The following is a 13,883-nucleotide window of genomic DNA, read 5'->3' as shown; positions in this document are numbered from 1 at the left end:
TTTCGAGTTGAAACTAAATCAACGGGCTTTTTATTTGATTAACGAAAAGGATAAGGACGATTAATTATGTCGTGCCCACACCATAGTACGGCCTTTGTCATCAAAAGCGACCACACTGTAACTGTCTTTTTGATCGCCGTACTCCATACCAGGGGATCCCATTGGCATACCACCTACAGCAAGTCCTTTCATACGTGTTGGCTTGTTGGCTAAAAATCGTTTGATGTCAGCTGCTGGAATATGGCCTTCAAAAGTGTAACCTTCAATTTGCGCGGTATGACAAGAAGCATATTCAGGCAAGACACCTAGTTTAATTTTAGTAGGGGTGAGGTTTTCTTGGTAAACGTTTTCTAACTCAAAACCATTATCTTTCATATGCGTTACCCACTCTTTACAACAGCCACAATATGGCGATAGGTAATTAGTACCTTTGATGATAGGGGTCGTTGCTGCTGTCGCCGTTGCTGAAATAAAAAGAGTACAAGCTAATAGAGTGCGTTTGATGATCATGATGACATTCCTAAAATAATAAGTTTGCACATTAATAATGTAATGGGTGCAAAGTAGATGATGTAAGTAAGGTGCTTAATGTTGAAATAGCCCTTACGCCATCGGTGGTTTTAGTAATGGTTCATGGTAATCGCGAGGAGGTTGGCATAACGCATTCATTAGTACTTCTGTACTACGGAATGATTGAAAACTAAAGCTAGATAACAGGGCTGGTTGATGGTGATGTTGTGATGAACAATCATTACCATTGCAGTCATCGTTGCAATTAGCAGTAAGAGTATTAATTACAGTCGTTGTGTTCTCACAACAACTACTACTTTCCATACTGCTGCAATGTGATGCCGATGTTGGTGTTATTTTTGTGGTGTGCGCATACGCTGCATTGGTTAATACAGTTATGATCAGCACACTATGCACAATAAAATATAACCAACGATGTATCATTTTTATACTAACTATCCTTATGATAAGTGGGCATTATAGATGTAATACTCAATTCAACAATAAATAACTTGTAATAAAGTATGAAATTGCTATGACTGTATTAGTTGTATGAATTGCGATACACACATTCTTACAGCAAATTTATGGATGAATATAATCAATTCGTTTAAATTCACGCTAGCGCAGTAGGATGAGTAACGTTGGGTTTATTCAATACGTTGAAAGCGTCTTAGGAAAGAAAATGGCATATACTGAAAATGATCGTCGAGTTTTGCACGATACATGGATGAGTTACAAAGCAAAAATGCGTATTACTCAAATAGAAATGGCTAAAAAGCTAGGGTTAACGCAACTTGAGTTTTCAGACATTCTGCGAGGGGGGACTATTATTCAACATCAGTTTGTTAATGACTTTTGTGGTATTTTGAATATTGATCCGGTGTTAATACTTCCCTCATTACGTGAAGCAGTGCAGAAGGGTACATTTACTCACTCTATCGTTAAAAATACTTTTATATTTGATGGTGAGATTAAAAAGGTAACCTATGTTGGTAATCAGCTTGTTGTTGAATATGAGCATACACCTGTCGCTAGTTAAATATAATCTCATTTTTAATCTATAAAAAAAGGCTCATGGCATAATGCGATGAGCCTTTTTAGCAACTGTTATGGTGTTAGGTTATTTCTTTTTTTTCTTTGCATGCTCGTCCCATTCAGGGATAAAGAAATAAAGTACTGCTGCTGAGAGTATGGATCCCATTACATCTGAAGGGAAGTGCATACCTAGCCATAAACGGCTAATGCCGACACCTGTTGCCCAAATAATTAATCCACCTGCAGCAAGATAATTACCTCTACGAATAAAGAAACCACCCCAGAACAGTACACAAATAGCAGCAAAAATCGTGTGACCCGATGGGAAAGAGTAGTTTGTTTCTCCTTCCCAGCTACGTAAGCGCCAAGGACTAACATATGCTCCTGCTTGTTTTACTACATTATCTTTAGCTACTGAATCTAAAGCATAGAAATCTGTTGGCGAATCGACTAGGTGTAAGTATTGCAGTTCGTAAGTATAAGGACGAGGAATGGCTGTTTCATGTTTCAATACCGTTTTAGTAACGAAACTTAATACGAGTAGAATACCAAATTGAATCCATACCTTTGTGATGGTTTTTTTCGGTAATCGCAGAAATACAGGTATAAGGCATAGTAACGCTGCGGTAATAAGGAAAAATGGACTACCCGCACTATCAGTTAATAAAGCAAATGATATGCCTGCCGCATTACTTACAGGCGTAGTTAAGACCGGTACAGGAAAAATATGAATAGCGATAAAGAGCAATAATGCAAATAAAGCTAATGCAATAAAGTTAGGTAGTTTTTTAGATATAAAAGTCATCATGGAGAAGGTTCAATCTTATCATTATATAATTGTTAAGTAAGCCATAAAAAAAAATGCAACTGTCATAAAATTGACATTTTTTTAAACGAGAGTCTTTTTCGCATAAATCATACTGAATGTCATTAAGAATATCGTTGAGTAACACATTCTATGCTTATTTGTCAGGTAAGGTTCATCTTTCTTATTTATTCAACAGTGAGATAATAAATCGTGCGCATAAAGTTCACAAAACAAACGGTTGCTGTAATGTGAATTTTGTAATTTTTTTGGGTGTGTTCTTGTAATCTTTCTTAATCTGTGAAGGCTGTCACGCGAAATGGAGCAAACATTAAGAAAACTTAATGTTTAGCTTAAACTAAGTTTAGCTAACTACTGTATGGTTAACACATGCTTAAACGACATATGTTGTTTATTAATTTTGATGTGATGACATGGAGAAGGGAATGAGTATTCTTGGACATTTCCAAAAGCTCGGAAACGCGATAATGTTTCCGATCGCAGTACTGCCTATTGCTGGTATTTTATTGCGTATTGGACAACCCGATCTATTAAATATACCTTTTATTGCGGCAGGTGGTCAGGCAGTTTTCACAAACCTAGCACTACTCTTTGCAATGGGTGTTGCCGGTGGTTTCTCGAAAGATAACTCAGCAGCAGCAGCAATTGCAGCCGCAGTTGGTTACTTCATTATGATGGCTGCAATGAAGACGCTTAATGCCGATGTCGACCCAGGTGTGGCTGGCGGTATTATTATTGGTGTGTGTGCTGGTCTATTATACAACCGTTTCCATTCAATCAAATTGCCAGAGTTCCTTGGCTTCTTTGGTGGTAAGCGTTTTGTTCCTATCATCACAGGTTTAGTTGCACTGGTTCTTGCGTTCGCATTTAGCCTTGTATGGCCTCCAGTTCAAGATGCTATCAACCATTTAGGTAAGTGGATTCTTACTAGTGGTATACCTGGTGAGTTTGTATACGGTGTTGCTAACCGTCTATTGATTCCACTTGGTTTGCACCACATTCTTAACAGTATGGTTTGGTTTGTGTTTGGTAACTATACCGATCCTGCTACTGGTCAAATTGTTACGGGTGAAATCTCACGTTTCTTTGCGGGTGACCCATCTGCAGGACGTATCCTAAGTGGTTTCTTCCCAGTTGTAATGTTTGGTCTACCAAGTGCTGCATTAGCATTCTATGTAACAGCGAAGAAAGAGAACAAGAAAGTTGTTGGTGGTATGTTATTGAGTGTAGCATTAACTGCATTCCTAACTGGTATCACTGAACCAATCGAATTCATGTTTATGTTCCTAGCACCTGGCTTGTACCTAGTACATGCTATTTTGATGGGTATTAGTATTGTTGTTGCATCAATGCTTAACATTCACATGGCGTTTAGCTTCTCATCAGGCTTGATTGACTATGTTCTGAACTACAATGCTCCAGCAGCACATAATTCATGGGAAATTATTCCAATGGGTCTAGTGGTTGGTGTGATTTACTTCGTGATCTTTGTTGGTGCAATTAAGATATTTAATCTTAAAACACCTGGCCGTGAAGATGCACCTGAAGAAGATTCAAACCCAGGTTCAGATAGCAAAGTTGATTTGGCACTACAATACCTAGAAGCACTAGGTGGTAAAGATAATCTAACTGATATCTCTGCTTGTATTACTCGTCTTCGCCTAGGTATTGTTGACCGCTCAATCATCAATGATGCTAAACTTAAACAGTTAGGCGCTAAAGGTGTTGTAAACGTAGGCTCAAATAACCTTCAAGTTATTATTGGTCCACAAGCTGAAATTATTGCTAACCAAATGAAAGCACTTTAAGCATCATTGATTAAGCAAAATACAGAATTCGCGATTTCATAACTTCCCCCTATGGTCGCGTCAACGGTCTACCTTTGGTAGGCCGTTTTTTTTATCTCAAAAAACATCTGTGGACTGTGTATAATCATCGTAATTGAGCTGAATAGCGTTAAAGAGTGATAGGCTAAGTCTGGACATTAAATGAAAATATTAGTAATTGAAGATGATCTTACAACCCGTGAATTTGTTGCTCGAGGATTACGAGAGCATGGGTTTGTGGTTGATGAAGCTGAAGATGGTCATCAAGGATTAATGATGGCAACCAGTTGTGAATATCAGTTGATTGTTTTAGATCGAATGTTACCGCAATTAGATGGCTTAAAAGTTTTAGCGGCACTAAGAGCCACTGAAAATCAAACTCCAGTACTTATATTAAGTGCGATGGACAGTGTCGAAGATCGTGTTGTAGGGTTAACCGCGGGAAGTGATGACTATCTGACTAAACCGTTTGCATTAGCTGAACTAGTTGCACGCGCAAAAATTCTGGTTAAACGGAACCAATCTATTGCTACTGTTTCGTCCGAATATAGTTATGATGATCTACGACTAGATATTAAATCGCATCGTGTATGGCGTGGCTCTCGACTGATTAATTTACAACAAAAGGAATTCTTGTTATTACAATATTTAATGGAACATGTTGAAAATGTGGTTTCTCGCATGAGCCTGTTTGAATCTGTTTGGAGTTACCATTTCGATCCGAAGACCAATGTCATTGATGTTCATATTGCTAATTTACGTAAAAAATTAGAACAAGAAGGTGAGCCAAGTTTAATTCATACCGTTCGAGGGGCTGGTTATGTCTTACGCCGGGTCTGAAAACCTGTCGCGATCAACCATTTTTAAAGTGTTGATGTATTTTATTACCTGTGTCGCTTTTATATTTATTCTATTTATTAATCAGGTAGTCGTTAGTTCTGAAACGTTTTATCATCAGCAATTGAAGCGTGATTTGGTGAATGAAGCCAATTTGTTCACGATGATGGTGAATAAAGGTGATACTTCTGGATTGTATAAAACAATAGCGCAACGTAAAAAAAACAATTCTACATTTAGTTATGTTGTACAGCCGATAAAACAGATCACTGATGATCCAGCTATGTACCCAGCGGCATCATTTATTTTTGGTCGCGGTAAAACTAGCCAGCTATCACAAGTCGTGACATTACCTTTGGGGATGGAGCTAGTAATAAGAATTAATCCGGAATTTATGCGTTCTTATCGGCAGACAGTTATTCCGATGTTACTTTCAGGTATTGCGGTTCCGGTTATTCTTATGCTGGCTGGTGCTTCCTTATTTGCGATTGTGATTCTAAAAAAGTTAGCCCGTGTGAATCATGGTATGAATCGGGTTATTTTAGGTGAAAAAGGGGTCAAGCTGCCAGTTAGTACCAATGATGATGAGTTTGATGTGTTGACTATTCATCTCAATTTTTTGATTGAACAGGTAGAAAAAAAAGAAACGTCGCTTAAAGCGTTATCGGTCGGAATGGCACATGATTTACGAACGCCTATTGCACGAATGAAACTCCGTTTAGAGCGATTATTGACACAAGAAACTTCACCGCATACGCAAGAATTAGAAGCATGCCATGATGATTTGGAAGTTTTATTGGGCATGTTTAATGGTATGTTAGAAATTGCAAATTTAAACAGCGGTAAGCAGCAGATAGATAAGGAATGGGTTGATTTATCTCAAGTGTGTCGCGATGTAGTTGAATTTTTATTACCTATTTCAGAAGAGAAACAGCAGCAACTTACGTTTCGAGAAGATCAGCCATATCGATTACAGGGAGAGCCAAGTTTATTATTTCGGGCAGTATATAACTTGGTTGAAAATGCAATTAAATACACACCAGAGCAGGGTGTAATTAAAGTGATCGTTGATCATTTTGGCATTGTGGTTACTGATAATGGCATGGGTGTATCAGACGAAGATAAAGAGCTTATTCGTGAACCGATGTTTCGTGCTGATCGTAGCCGTACTCATCAAGGATTTGGCTTGGGGTTATCATTAGTTGAAGCTGTGGTTATTCGCCATAATGGTGAATTGGTTTTCAGTGATAATAATCCAGGTTTACGGTCACGATTATATTTACCGTTAGCGTCTGAATTAGTTTCAAAGAGCAGTGAATAATAAGCTAAAATCACATGTAGAAAAAAGCCCAATCGATTTTCGATTGGGCTTTTTGTTGGAAAGAATCGTAAGACTTATTAGCGATTGATAGCGTTAAATTTATCTTTACGTTCGTTAAAACGTGAAACTAAATCATCAATACCATCTTGGCAATAAGGTTTTAATCCACTCATTAGCATACGTTTACTACCCGTACCAACAATCTCTCCATTTTCTTTAAAGCAGAAATGAAGTGTTACGCTACCGCGTTTACCTTCCACTTCAATGATAGAGTCTGTTAATTCAACGGTTGGCGCTGTAAGATCTAAACGTGTGAAATCAAGTTCCATACATTCATAGATCACTAATGGGCGAGTTGGATTGATCATGATATCTTTTGATTTCATCAAAGGTACCATGATGTGAGGGAAGTTCATCCCAGAAAATTGCACATAGTTTTTAGTGACTTGTGAAATTAATACATTATCCGTTGTTGTTTCACCACTGCGTATTACATCCATGTAGACTTTACCCTTACAGTCGATAACAGCTAGCTCTGTAGGGGATTTAATGTCTATAAGTAGGCAACTTGATTCATTGATCATGCCTGCAAATTCGAAACGCATTTTTTGGCTAAGGCCAACATTAGCTAAAAGAACCGAAAAAAGCAGATCGCCAGGTACACAAAAACGCTTGTTATCTTCATCGTGAATAGGGTTAAAGTCACCGGCTACGCGTTTTGCAAAATGGCTTGCTTGCTCACGAGTAAAAGATAATTCACCATCGTTATTTGAATAATATGAATCTAAAAACATGTTTACTTATAATACCTAAAAATAAGACTGTAGCTATTCTACAACATAAATATCACTTTAATGGTCTAGCCAGATGATATTAATGTAAATACATATATTGATAAAATACATAGCAAAAGTACTGGACATAAAAAAGCCAAGCAAATCCAGTTAAGCTTGGCTTTTTGGGAGGATATTTTTATTTCTTATAAGCGTATGTCGAGTGGAATCACTGTAACTTTATCGCCAATTTGAGCATATTCTTGCTGTGGAAGAATTTCGATTAGGCAATTAGCCTCGCTCATTGAGCGTAAAATTCCAGAGCCCTGTGAGCCAATAGTTTGTACGCTAAGACGACCATTGGCATCCCAATTAAAATACCCACGCAAATATTCTGTTCGTCCAATACGAGAACGTAGCGGCTCTGCTGCAATAGCAGTATATGTTTGTGGTTGCCAATGTTGATAACCTTGCTGTTTGCGAATTGCTGGCTCAACAAATTGTAGGAATGTCACCATTACGGCAACAGGATTACCCGGTAAACCAAAGAATGGAATACCATTAATATGACCAAAGGCTAATGGGCGCCCTGGACGCATATTAATTCGCCAAAAATTAATTTCACCAAGTTTATCAAGTACCGTTTTGATATAGTCCGCATCACCAACAGACACGCCACCAGATGATAAAATCATATCAGCTTGTTGGCTGGCTTGGAGCAAAGTAGCTTCCAGTGCAGCTTCACTGTCTTCAATGATTCCTAAATCGACTACCTCACAACCTAAACCCATCAGTAAAGCAAATAAGCTATAGCGATTTGAATCGTAAATACAGTTTTGCTGCTGAGATTCGCCAGGTGCTTGTACTTCATCACCCGTTGAGAAAATAGCGACTCGAATAGGGGAGTTGATGGTGATTTTATTAAGTCCAAGTGACGCTACCATTCCAAGCTCTGGCGCAGTGATTGTTTGTCCTTTTGCAACCGCTACTTGACCAATAGCGAGATCTTCACCAGCTAATCGCACATTTTGACCAGCTTTAATCGCACCCATACTAAGATTAAATGTGACAGTGTTACCATCTTGCTGTGCTTGCTCACGCATAATAACCGTATCTGCAGCTTGTGGAACTGGTGCGCCAGTCATAATGCGGACAGCTTCACCAGCTTGTAACGGCTGTGAGTAATGATGTCCAGCCAAAACCTGACCGACAACAGTATAACTATTTAGCTCAATATCGGCGCTGCGAATAGCATAACCGTCCATTGCTGAATTGGTATGCTGAGGTACATTAACGGGTGAGTGAATATCAGTATGTACTATATGACCCAGTGCTTGTTTAAGCTCAACTGTTTGAGGATTATCAAGTGGTTTTATTTGATCAAGAATGCGTGTACGGCCTTCATTAACTGACAACATACCTTGTGGTTGAATATCATCACAGCTAGCTATTTGGGTTTGATGAGATTGTGATGATGATTGGCAACTGAACTGAACCACAAAATCTGTTAATTGGTCGATATCATCTATATTTATTTGCGGTAAGCTCGAATCTATTTGGGTGTCACTTGCAATCGCAATAATATTGCTATCATCTTGATATAACCATGGCTTATTAATGATTTTTCGGCGTAATTCAATTTTTGGGAAATCAAGTTTTTTAAAACCTTCAACTAAAATTAGATCGAGCTGGCTTTGATCTAATTGGCGAATTAAATGCGGTAAAGTCGCTTCAGTTGTCGGTGTTTCAGTAATTAATGCACGACGATAACGAGAGGAAATTAGCATTTGAGTTGCACCAGCTTTTCGTAATCGGTAGCTGTCTTTACCTTGCTGATCAATATCAAAATCATGGTGTGCGTGTTTGATTACGGCGACACGCAGGCCACGTTCGACTAATTTCGGTAATATCGCTTCAATAAGGGTCGTTTTACCTGTGCCACTGAATGCAGCAAAGCCTAATAAGGGTACTGATGCGTTAATTTGATTCATGGCGTACTCCAAATTGTGATAATTCCTCAGGGGTATTGAGGTTGATGAAGGCATCTGCTTGGTCGCTGAAATCAACGGTGATCATATTACATTGACGATAAAGCAAAATGATTTTTCGATCGCCATTGGCTAAAAAGGCTTCTAGTTTAGGAAGAATACGGCGATGAAGCAGTGTCACTACTGGTTGAATATGTTCACCGTTGTGAGCCACTGCGATATCGGTATCGGGTTGACATGCTGCTGCCATTCGAGCAACTAAATCATGGGGTAATTGCGGGCAATCACAAGGCACAAAGCCAATCCAGTCGTTATTAATGTGATGCAGTGCAGCGTGCATTCCACCTAATGGGCCAGGGTAGTTTTCAATGCTATCACCGAAGACATCACCGTATTGGCGATAGATATCCTGATTACGGTTAGCGTTGATACTGATATGTGATGTTTGTGGTGCAAGTGTATCAATAACATGTTGAATAAATGGTTGGCCTGCAAGTTCAATCAAGCCTTTATCGTTGCCTCCCATACGGCTGGCTTGGCCACCAGCTAAAATTATCCAATGGGTCTGTTCAGGCGTAGGCATAATTATCCTTATTGTTTTTGATATTTGTAACGAGTTGGAGATCGGCTCGTTCAATTAATTGGGTATCATTGATTGTCCACTGACGACGACAAAGTGCAGTCAGTGCATTTTGCTGATGGCTAGTGATGACCAAACTGGTGCCACGTGACAATAGATCTTCCGCTAAAATAACTTGGCGATTGATGGATTCTTGATCCATGCTGGCACTAGATTCATCCATTAATAGCACACTGGGTTTGAGTACCCATGCTCGTGCCATTGCTACACGTTGGCGTTCACCACCTGACAAAACAGAAATATGTTCATTAGCAAGCGTTTCAAGACCGACCATACGCAAAGCATTAATGGCTTCATTACGGCGCTTTTGACGGTCTTTAATTGCAAATCTTAGTCCATAGCATACATTGTTAAACACTGTTGCATCAAACATATACGGCGTTTGATGAAGATAGATGATACTCCCTTCATAACGGCCACTAAAGAGGCGTCTAAAAAAAGTATGCTGATGAATATTAATACTGCCAGTGGTGGGTTTTTGTAATCCCGCTAATACTTTCAATAATGTTGTTTTCCCAACACCATTATCACCGGTTAAATAGATAGCTTCTCTAGGGGCTAAATTAAGCTGTGGAATATGAAACAGTAATCGACTTTTAAAACGGACTGAAAGGTCGAGTGCCTGAATGGATGCATGGGTCATAATGAGGCCTCGGCTTAGTTAGTGCGCAAATGGGCTTTGCCACGGGCAATAGATAAAATAAAGTTTAGACCTAAGGCTAAAATAAGTAACACCATTCCTAAGGCAACACCTTGAGCAAATGCACCTTTTGAGCTTTCAAGGGCAATTGCAGTCGGAATATTTCGAGTTGAATTTAAAATATTACCACCCACCATCATGGAGCAACCGACTTCAGTGATCACTCTGCTGAAAGAAGCAACAATCGCTGCAAGTAATGGAAATCGGCTTTCCCACATTAAACTCAGTAATGCACGTGGATAACTAGAACCTAAGGTGAGTGCAGTTTCCCATGCGCGACGATCGCTATTTTGAAATGCCGCATGCATCATAGAAATAAGTAAAGGAAAACAAATCATTACTTGGCCTAAAATCATCGCTTTTTGAGTAAAGAGCATTTGCCAATCGCCTAATGGCCCTGCTCGTGATAACAACATGTAAAGCAGTAAACCAATCACTACCGTCGGCACTGATTGTAAGGTATTCATTAAAGAGAGTATTAGCCAACGCCCTGGGAACTTACCGTAAGCTAATGCGAAGGCAATTAAGAGCGAGGGAATAATAACTAAGGCGATGGCAAAAAGAGACACCGAAAATGACACTCCGACAATGCCCCAAAGTGCGCTATCGCCGCTAAAGAGTAGTTGAGTCGCTTGCTGAGTTGTCTGCCAAATATTCATGCTAATGTTTGTTTTAACCTAAAAAGTACGCCGATGATGTCATCATTAATGTTATTAACATTAAGTCTAAGACCCTATGCAATAACTGTGATCCCATAATGTTTTATGTATCAAATAAACAATCATCGACGAAATGTCATATTAAATTAAGTTGTTATCGTTATTGTGTTTGAGCATCTGCAACGAATAATTGCTTACCATGACGTTGGTAATTATTGATTAACTTTTGGGCTTTTGGATTCACTAACCAATCACTGAATGTTTTAGCACCTTGGTAGTTAAGATCTGGGTAGCGACTAGGATTAATTAAAATAACTTGGTATGGGTTAAATAAACGCTTATCGCCCTCAACCATAATTTCCAGATCAAGTTTGGTTTCATAGGCTAACCATGTGCCACGATCAGTTAATGTGTAGGCTTGTAATTCAGATGCCATATTCAGGGTTGGTCCCATTCCTTGGCCAACCGCTTTATAACCACCGAAATTAGGTTCCATTTTTGTTTGCGCCCAGATATTGAGTTCTTTTTTATTGGTTCCTGAATCATCACCACGAGATATAAACACAGCGTTATCCGTAGCAATTTCTTTTAATGCGTGTGCAACATCTTTATCGCCTTTAATTTTTGCTGGATCATTTTTAGGACCGACTAAAACGAAATCGTTGTACATTAAATTACGCGGTAAAACCCCAAAGCCTTTTTCAACAAATTGGGCTTCTGATTGTGGTGCATGAGTCATCACTAAATCAACATCACCATGTTCACCCATTCGTAGTGCTTTACCTGTGCCAGCTGCTAATACTTCGACCTTATAGCCAGTGTCTTTAGTAAATACTGGTAATAAGTAATCGAGTAATCCTGAGTGATAAGTGCTGGTGGTCGTAGCTAGACGCACTGTTTTGTTTGCTGTTGTTTCTGTGGTTGCATAAGCCATGGTTGCTGATGCGCAGCTAAGAATAACGAAAGTGGTTTTTAATAAGTTCATCAACGTTCCTGATCGATTGGTTTACATTAAAAAGTTTTGAGATGAGAGGTCGTAAGTGCTTGATGCCTAAAGTGCGGCAAAATGACTCACATCATCTTAATAAATAGCGCTGTTCAGCTATAAGCAAGTAAAGTGCCATCTTTCGAATGTTGATGAATAAGGTTAATTATGTGATTTAGGTATCAATTATTACGTGAAATAGGTTAAAGATAACCGAAGTTAAACAGAATGATAAAACAGTTTTGACTTAATGATTAGCCGTGAGACAAAATGTCGCAAATTTTAATTCGGTTAAAATGTCCCTATGTCTATGTCTGATTTTAGTTTGTCTTCATCTTGGGCTGCGGTTTCTGTATTAGTGGTTGATGATGAACCGGGAATGCGCACGATTTTAAAAAAAGCCTTAAGTAAAAAATTTGCTCAAGTTGATACCGCAGGAAGTATTGAAGAAGCTGAAGAAATTCGTAAGCGCTGTCATTTTGATTTATTAATTGTTGATATTAACTTACCTGGCCGTTCTGGTATTGAATGGCATGAAGCGTTTGATCCGACAACCCGTCGTAGTGATGTGATTTTTATGACGGGGTATGCTGATTTAGAAATGGCAATTCAAGCGTTACGTGCTGGTGCGTCTGATTTTATTCTTAAGCCATTTAACCTTGATCAAATGATGCAGTCAGTGAATCGTTGTATTGAAAGGCGTTTAGTTGAACGTCAAAACTTTGCGTTACAGCGTGACGTTGAGCGGAGCTACCCAGTTAATATTATTGGTGATGCGCCTGCGACACAGCAGATGAAAAAACTGATTGCTCAAGTGGCACCATCTATTGCCGCTGTATTAGTTGAAGGTGAATCGGGAACCGGTAAAGAATTGGTTGCGCGCGCATTACATCAATTAAGTAAGCGTACAGGGCCTTTTGTGCCTATTAACTGTGGAGCAATTGCACCGGAACTTCTAGAGAGTGAACTGTTTGGTCATGTATCAGGCGCTTTTACTGGTGCGAAAAAAAGCCGAGAAGGTCTGTTTCGAGTGGCGAATAACGGCACCTTATTTTTAGATGAAATTGGTGAAATGCCACTGGCAATGCAGTCTTCCTTATTACGTGCATTAGAACAAAAAGCCATTCGTCCTGTAGGTTCAGAGCGAGAAATTCAAATTGATGTCCGTATTGTTGCTGCGACAAATCGTAATTTAAAGCTTGAAGTAGAGGAAGGCCGCTTTCGGCGTGATTTGTATTATCGATTAAATGTTCTAACGATTGATTTGCCCTCATTACGTGAGCGCGTAGAAGATATTCCGTCGTTAACCCATCACTTTACACTTCAATTATCAAAAGATCTGGGCATGAAAGCCATCAGCTGGACCCATGAAGATATTTTGGCGATGCAAGCCTATTCTTGGCCGGGAAATATTCGTGAATTACGCAATATGATGGAGCGTTGTATCTTATTAGGCAAACCGCCTGCTGATTATTGGCAGGAGTTACAAGGTGATGCTTTACCTGTTACTGCTGTCGTAGCGACAGGTGGGCAGGCGATAACAGCGATTGAGGTCGATCTAAATGCTGCTCATCCTCAACGTCCATGCCAATGTCATGATGCGGGTGAAGATCAATATTGTTACCCCGTCACTTGGACTTTAAAAGAAGTTGAGAAAGCGCATATTATGCAGGTTGTCGATGCTAGTGAAGGTAATAAATCAGCAGCAGCACGTAAGCTTGGTGTTGCAAGAAAAACCTTAGAGCGCAAATATAAAGAATGGACAGATGAGTTACTATAA

The 13,883-nt window shown here is 39.2% G+C and carries 14 protein-coding genes; 5 read left to right on the top strand and 9 right to left on the bottom strand.

Annotated features, from left to right (window positions below; translation table 11 throughout):
• Positions 1-60: 60 nt before the first annotated feature.
• On the bottom strand, positions 61-510 hold the full coding sequence (locus PPBDW_RS08385) for a DUF411 domain-containing protein (protein ID WP_054262028.1): 450 nt from the start codon (positions 508-510) through the stop codon (positions 61-63).
• Positions 511-603: 93 nt separating this feature from the next.
• Complete coding sequence (locus PPBDW_RS08380) at positions 604-918, bottom strand: hypothetical protein (RefSeq protein ID WP_146145972.1); 315 nt, start codon at positions 916-918, stop codon at positions 604-606.
• Between the two features lie 277 nt (positions 919-1,195).
• On the opposite strand from PPBDW_RS08380, the gene PPBDW_RS08375 reads away from it, so the two are divergent.
• Positions 1,196-1,552 (top strand): helix-turn-helix domain-containing protein, encoded by a 357-nt coding sequence (locus PPBDW_RS08375; RefSeq protein WP_036794758.1) that lies wholly within the window; start codon positions 1,196-1,198, stop codon positions 1,550-1,552.
• 81 nt (positions 1,553-1,633) lie between these two features.
• Here PPBDW_RS08375 and PPBDW_RS08370 read toward each other — a convergent pair whose 3' ends face one another.
• Positions 1,634-2,356 (bottom strand): phosphatase PAP2 family protein, encoded by a 723-nt coding sequence (locus PPBDW_RS08370; RefSeq protein WP_036794755.1) that lies wholly within the window; start codon positions 2,354-2,356, stop codon positions 1,634-1,636.
• Positions 2,357-2,799: 443 nt separating this feature from the next.
• Here PPBDW_RS08370 and nagE point away from each other — a divergent pair, with 443 nt between their 5' ends.
• The 3 genes from nagE (at position 2,800) to PPBDW_RS08355 (ending at position 6,358) form a co-directional block, all read left to right on the top strand.
• Entirely contained in the window at positions 2,800-4,182 is a 1,383-nt protein-coding gene (gene nagE, locus PPBDW_RS08365) for an N-acetylglucosamine-specific PTS transporter subunit IIBC (RefSeq protein ID WP_036794752.1), read from the top strand.
• A 180-nt stretch (positions 4,183-4,362) separates the two neighbouring features.
• Positions 4,363-5,040: a winged helix-turn-helix domain-containing protein gene (locus tag PPBDW_RS08360; protein WP_036794750.1), complete on the top strand. Its 678-nt coding sequence runs from the start codon at positions 4,363-4,365 to the stop codon at positions 5,038-5,040.
• Positions 5,021-6,358 (top strand): sensor histidine kinase, encoded by a 1,338-nt coding sequence (locus PPBDW_RS08355; protein WP_036794747.1) that lies wholly within the window; start codon positions 5,021-5,023, stop codon positions 6,356-6,358. Before PPBDW_RS08360 ends, PPBDW_RS08355 begins: the two co-directional genes overlap by 20 nt.
• A gap of 77 nt (positions 6,359-6,435) precedes the next feature.
• Here PPBDW_RS08355 and PPBDW_RS08350 read toward each other — a convergent pair whose 3' ends face one another.
• The 6 genes from PPBDW_RS08350 to PPBDW_RS08325 all read right to left on the bottom strand — a co-directional run bounded on the left by PPBDW_RS08350 (position 6,436) and on the right by PPBDW_RS08325 (position 12,052).
• Positions 6,436-7,152 (bottom strand): DUF3581 domain-containing protein, encoded by a 717-nt coding sequence (locus PPBDW_RS08350; RefSeq protein WP_036794745.1) that lies wholly within the window; start codon positions 7,150-7,152, stop codon positions 6,436-6,438.
• Between the two features lie 185 nt (positions 7,153-7,337).
• Complete coding sequence (locus tag PPBDW_RS08345) at positions 7,338-9,122, bottom strand: bifunctional molybdopterin-guanine dinucleotide biosynthesis adaptor protein MobB/molybdopterin molybdotransferase MoeA (RefSeq protein WP_036794744.1); 1,785 nt, start codon at positions 9,120-9,122, stop codon at positions 7,338-7,340.
• Positions 9,109-9,702, bottom strand: coding sequence for a molybdenum cofactor guanylyltransferase MobA (mobA, locus tag PPBDW_RS08340; RefSeq protein ID WP_036794742.1), 594 nt, complete (start codon positions 9,700-9,702; stop codon positions 9,109-9,111). Before mobA ends, PPBDW_RS08345 begins: the two co-directional genes overlap by 14 nt.
• A complete protein-coding gene (locus PPBDW_RS08335) occupies positions 9,689-10,402 on the bottom strand; it encodes an ATP-binding cassette domain-containing protein (RefSeq protein WP_036794740.1) in 714 nt (237 codons plus the stop codon). The genes mobA and PPBDW_RS08335 overlap by 14 nt, the downstream gene beginning before the upstream one ends.
• A 14-nt stretch (positions 10,403-10,416) precedes the next feature.
• Positions 10,417-11,118 (bottom strand): ABC transporter permease, encoded by a 702-nt coding sequence (locus PPBDW_RS08330; RefSeq protein WP_036794739.1) that lies wholly within the window; start codon positions 11,116-11,118, stop codon positions 10,417-10,419.
• Between the two features lie 160 nt (positions 11,119-11,278).
• Positions 11,279-12,052: an ABC transporter substrate-binding protein gene (locus tag PPBDW_RS08325; RefSeq protein ID WP_230850390.1), complete on the bottom strand. Its 774-nt coding sequence runs from the start codon at positions 12,050-12,052 to the stop codon at positions 11,279-11,281.
• A gap of 361 nt (positions 12,053-12,413) precedes the next feature.
• Between PPBDW_RS08325 and PPBDW_RS08320 the strand changes: the two genes are divergently transcribed.
• Positions 12,414-13,883, top strand: coding sequence for a sigma-54-dependent transcriptional regulator (locus PPBDW_RS08320; protein ID WP_036794737.1), 1,470 nt, complete (start codon positions 12,414-12,416; stop codon positions 13,881-13,883).

It is taken from the genome of Photobacterium kishitanii (genome assembly GCF_000613045.3).
Classification (GTDB): domain Bacteria; phylum Pseudomonadota; class Gammaproteobacteria; order Enterobacterales; family Vibrionaceae; genus Photobacterium; species Photobacterium kishitanii.
Note: the sequence above shows the minus strand (reverse complement) of the source record. Positions and strands in the feature narration are given on the sequence as shown.

Bases quoted from the DNA above. Each gene is read 5' to 3' on its own strand.
- PPBDW_RS08335 (WP_036794740.1), bottom strand. From the start codon at position 10,402: ATGACCCATGCATCCATTCAGGCACTCGACCTTTCAGTCCGTTTTAAA.
- PPBDW_RS08320 (WP_036794737.1), top strand. From the start codon at position 12,414: ATGTCTGATTTTAGTTTGTCTTCATCTTGGGCTGCGGTTTCTGTATTA.
- PPBDW_RS08350 (WP_036794745.1), bottom strand. From the start codon at position 7,152: ATGTTTTTAGATTCATATTATTCAAATAACGATGGTGAATTATCTTTT.
- PPBDW_RS08370 (WP_036794755.1), bottom strand. From the start codon at position 2,356: ATGATGACTTTTATATCTAAAAAACTACCTAACTTTATTGCATTAGCT.
- PPBDW_RS08375 (WP_036794758.1), top strand. From the start codon at position 1,196: ATGGCATATACTGAAAATGATCGTCGAGTTTTGCACGATACATGGATG.
- nagE (WP_036794752.1), top strand. From the start codon at position 2,800: ATGAGTATTCTTGGACATTTCCAAAAGCTCGGAAACGCGATAATGTTT.
- PPBDW_RS08355 (WP_036794747.1), top strand. From the start codon at position 5,021: ATGTCTTACGCCGGGTCTGAAAACCTGTCGCGATCAACCATTTTTAAA.
- PPBDW_RS08360 (WP_036794750.1), top strand. From the start codon at position 4,363: ATGAAAATATTAGTAATTGAAGATGATCTTACAACCCGTGAATTTGTT.
- PPBDW_RS08385 (WP_054262028.1), bottom strand. From the start codon at position 510: ATGATCATCAAACGCACTCTATTAGCTTGTACTCTTTTTATTTCAGCA.
- PPBDW_RS08345 (WP_036794744.1), bottom strand. From the start codon at position 9,122: ATGAATCAAATTAACGCATCAGTACCCTTATTAGGCTTTGCTGCATTC.
- mobA (WP_036794742.1), bottom strand. From the start codon at position 9,702: ATGCCTACGCCTGAACAGACCCATTGGATAATTTTAGCTGGTGGCCAA.
- PPBDW_RS08330 (WP_036794739.1), bottom strand. From the start codon at position 11,118: ATGAATATTTGGCAGACAACTCAGCAAGCGACTCAACTACTCTTTAGC.
- PPBDW_RS08325 (WP_230850390.1), bottom strand. From the start codon at position 12,052: ATGGCTTATGCAACCACAGAAACAACAGCAAACAAAACAGTGCGTCTA.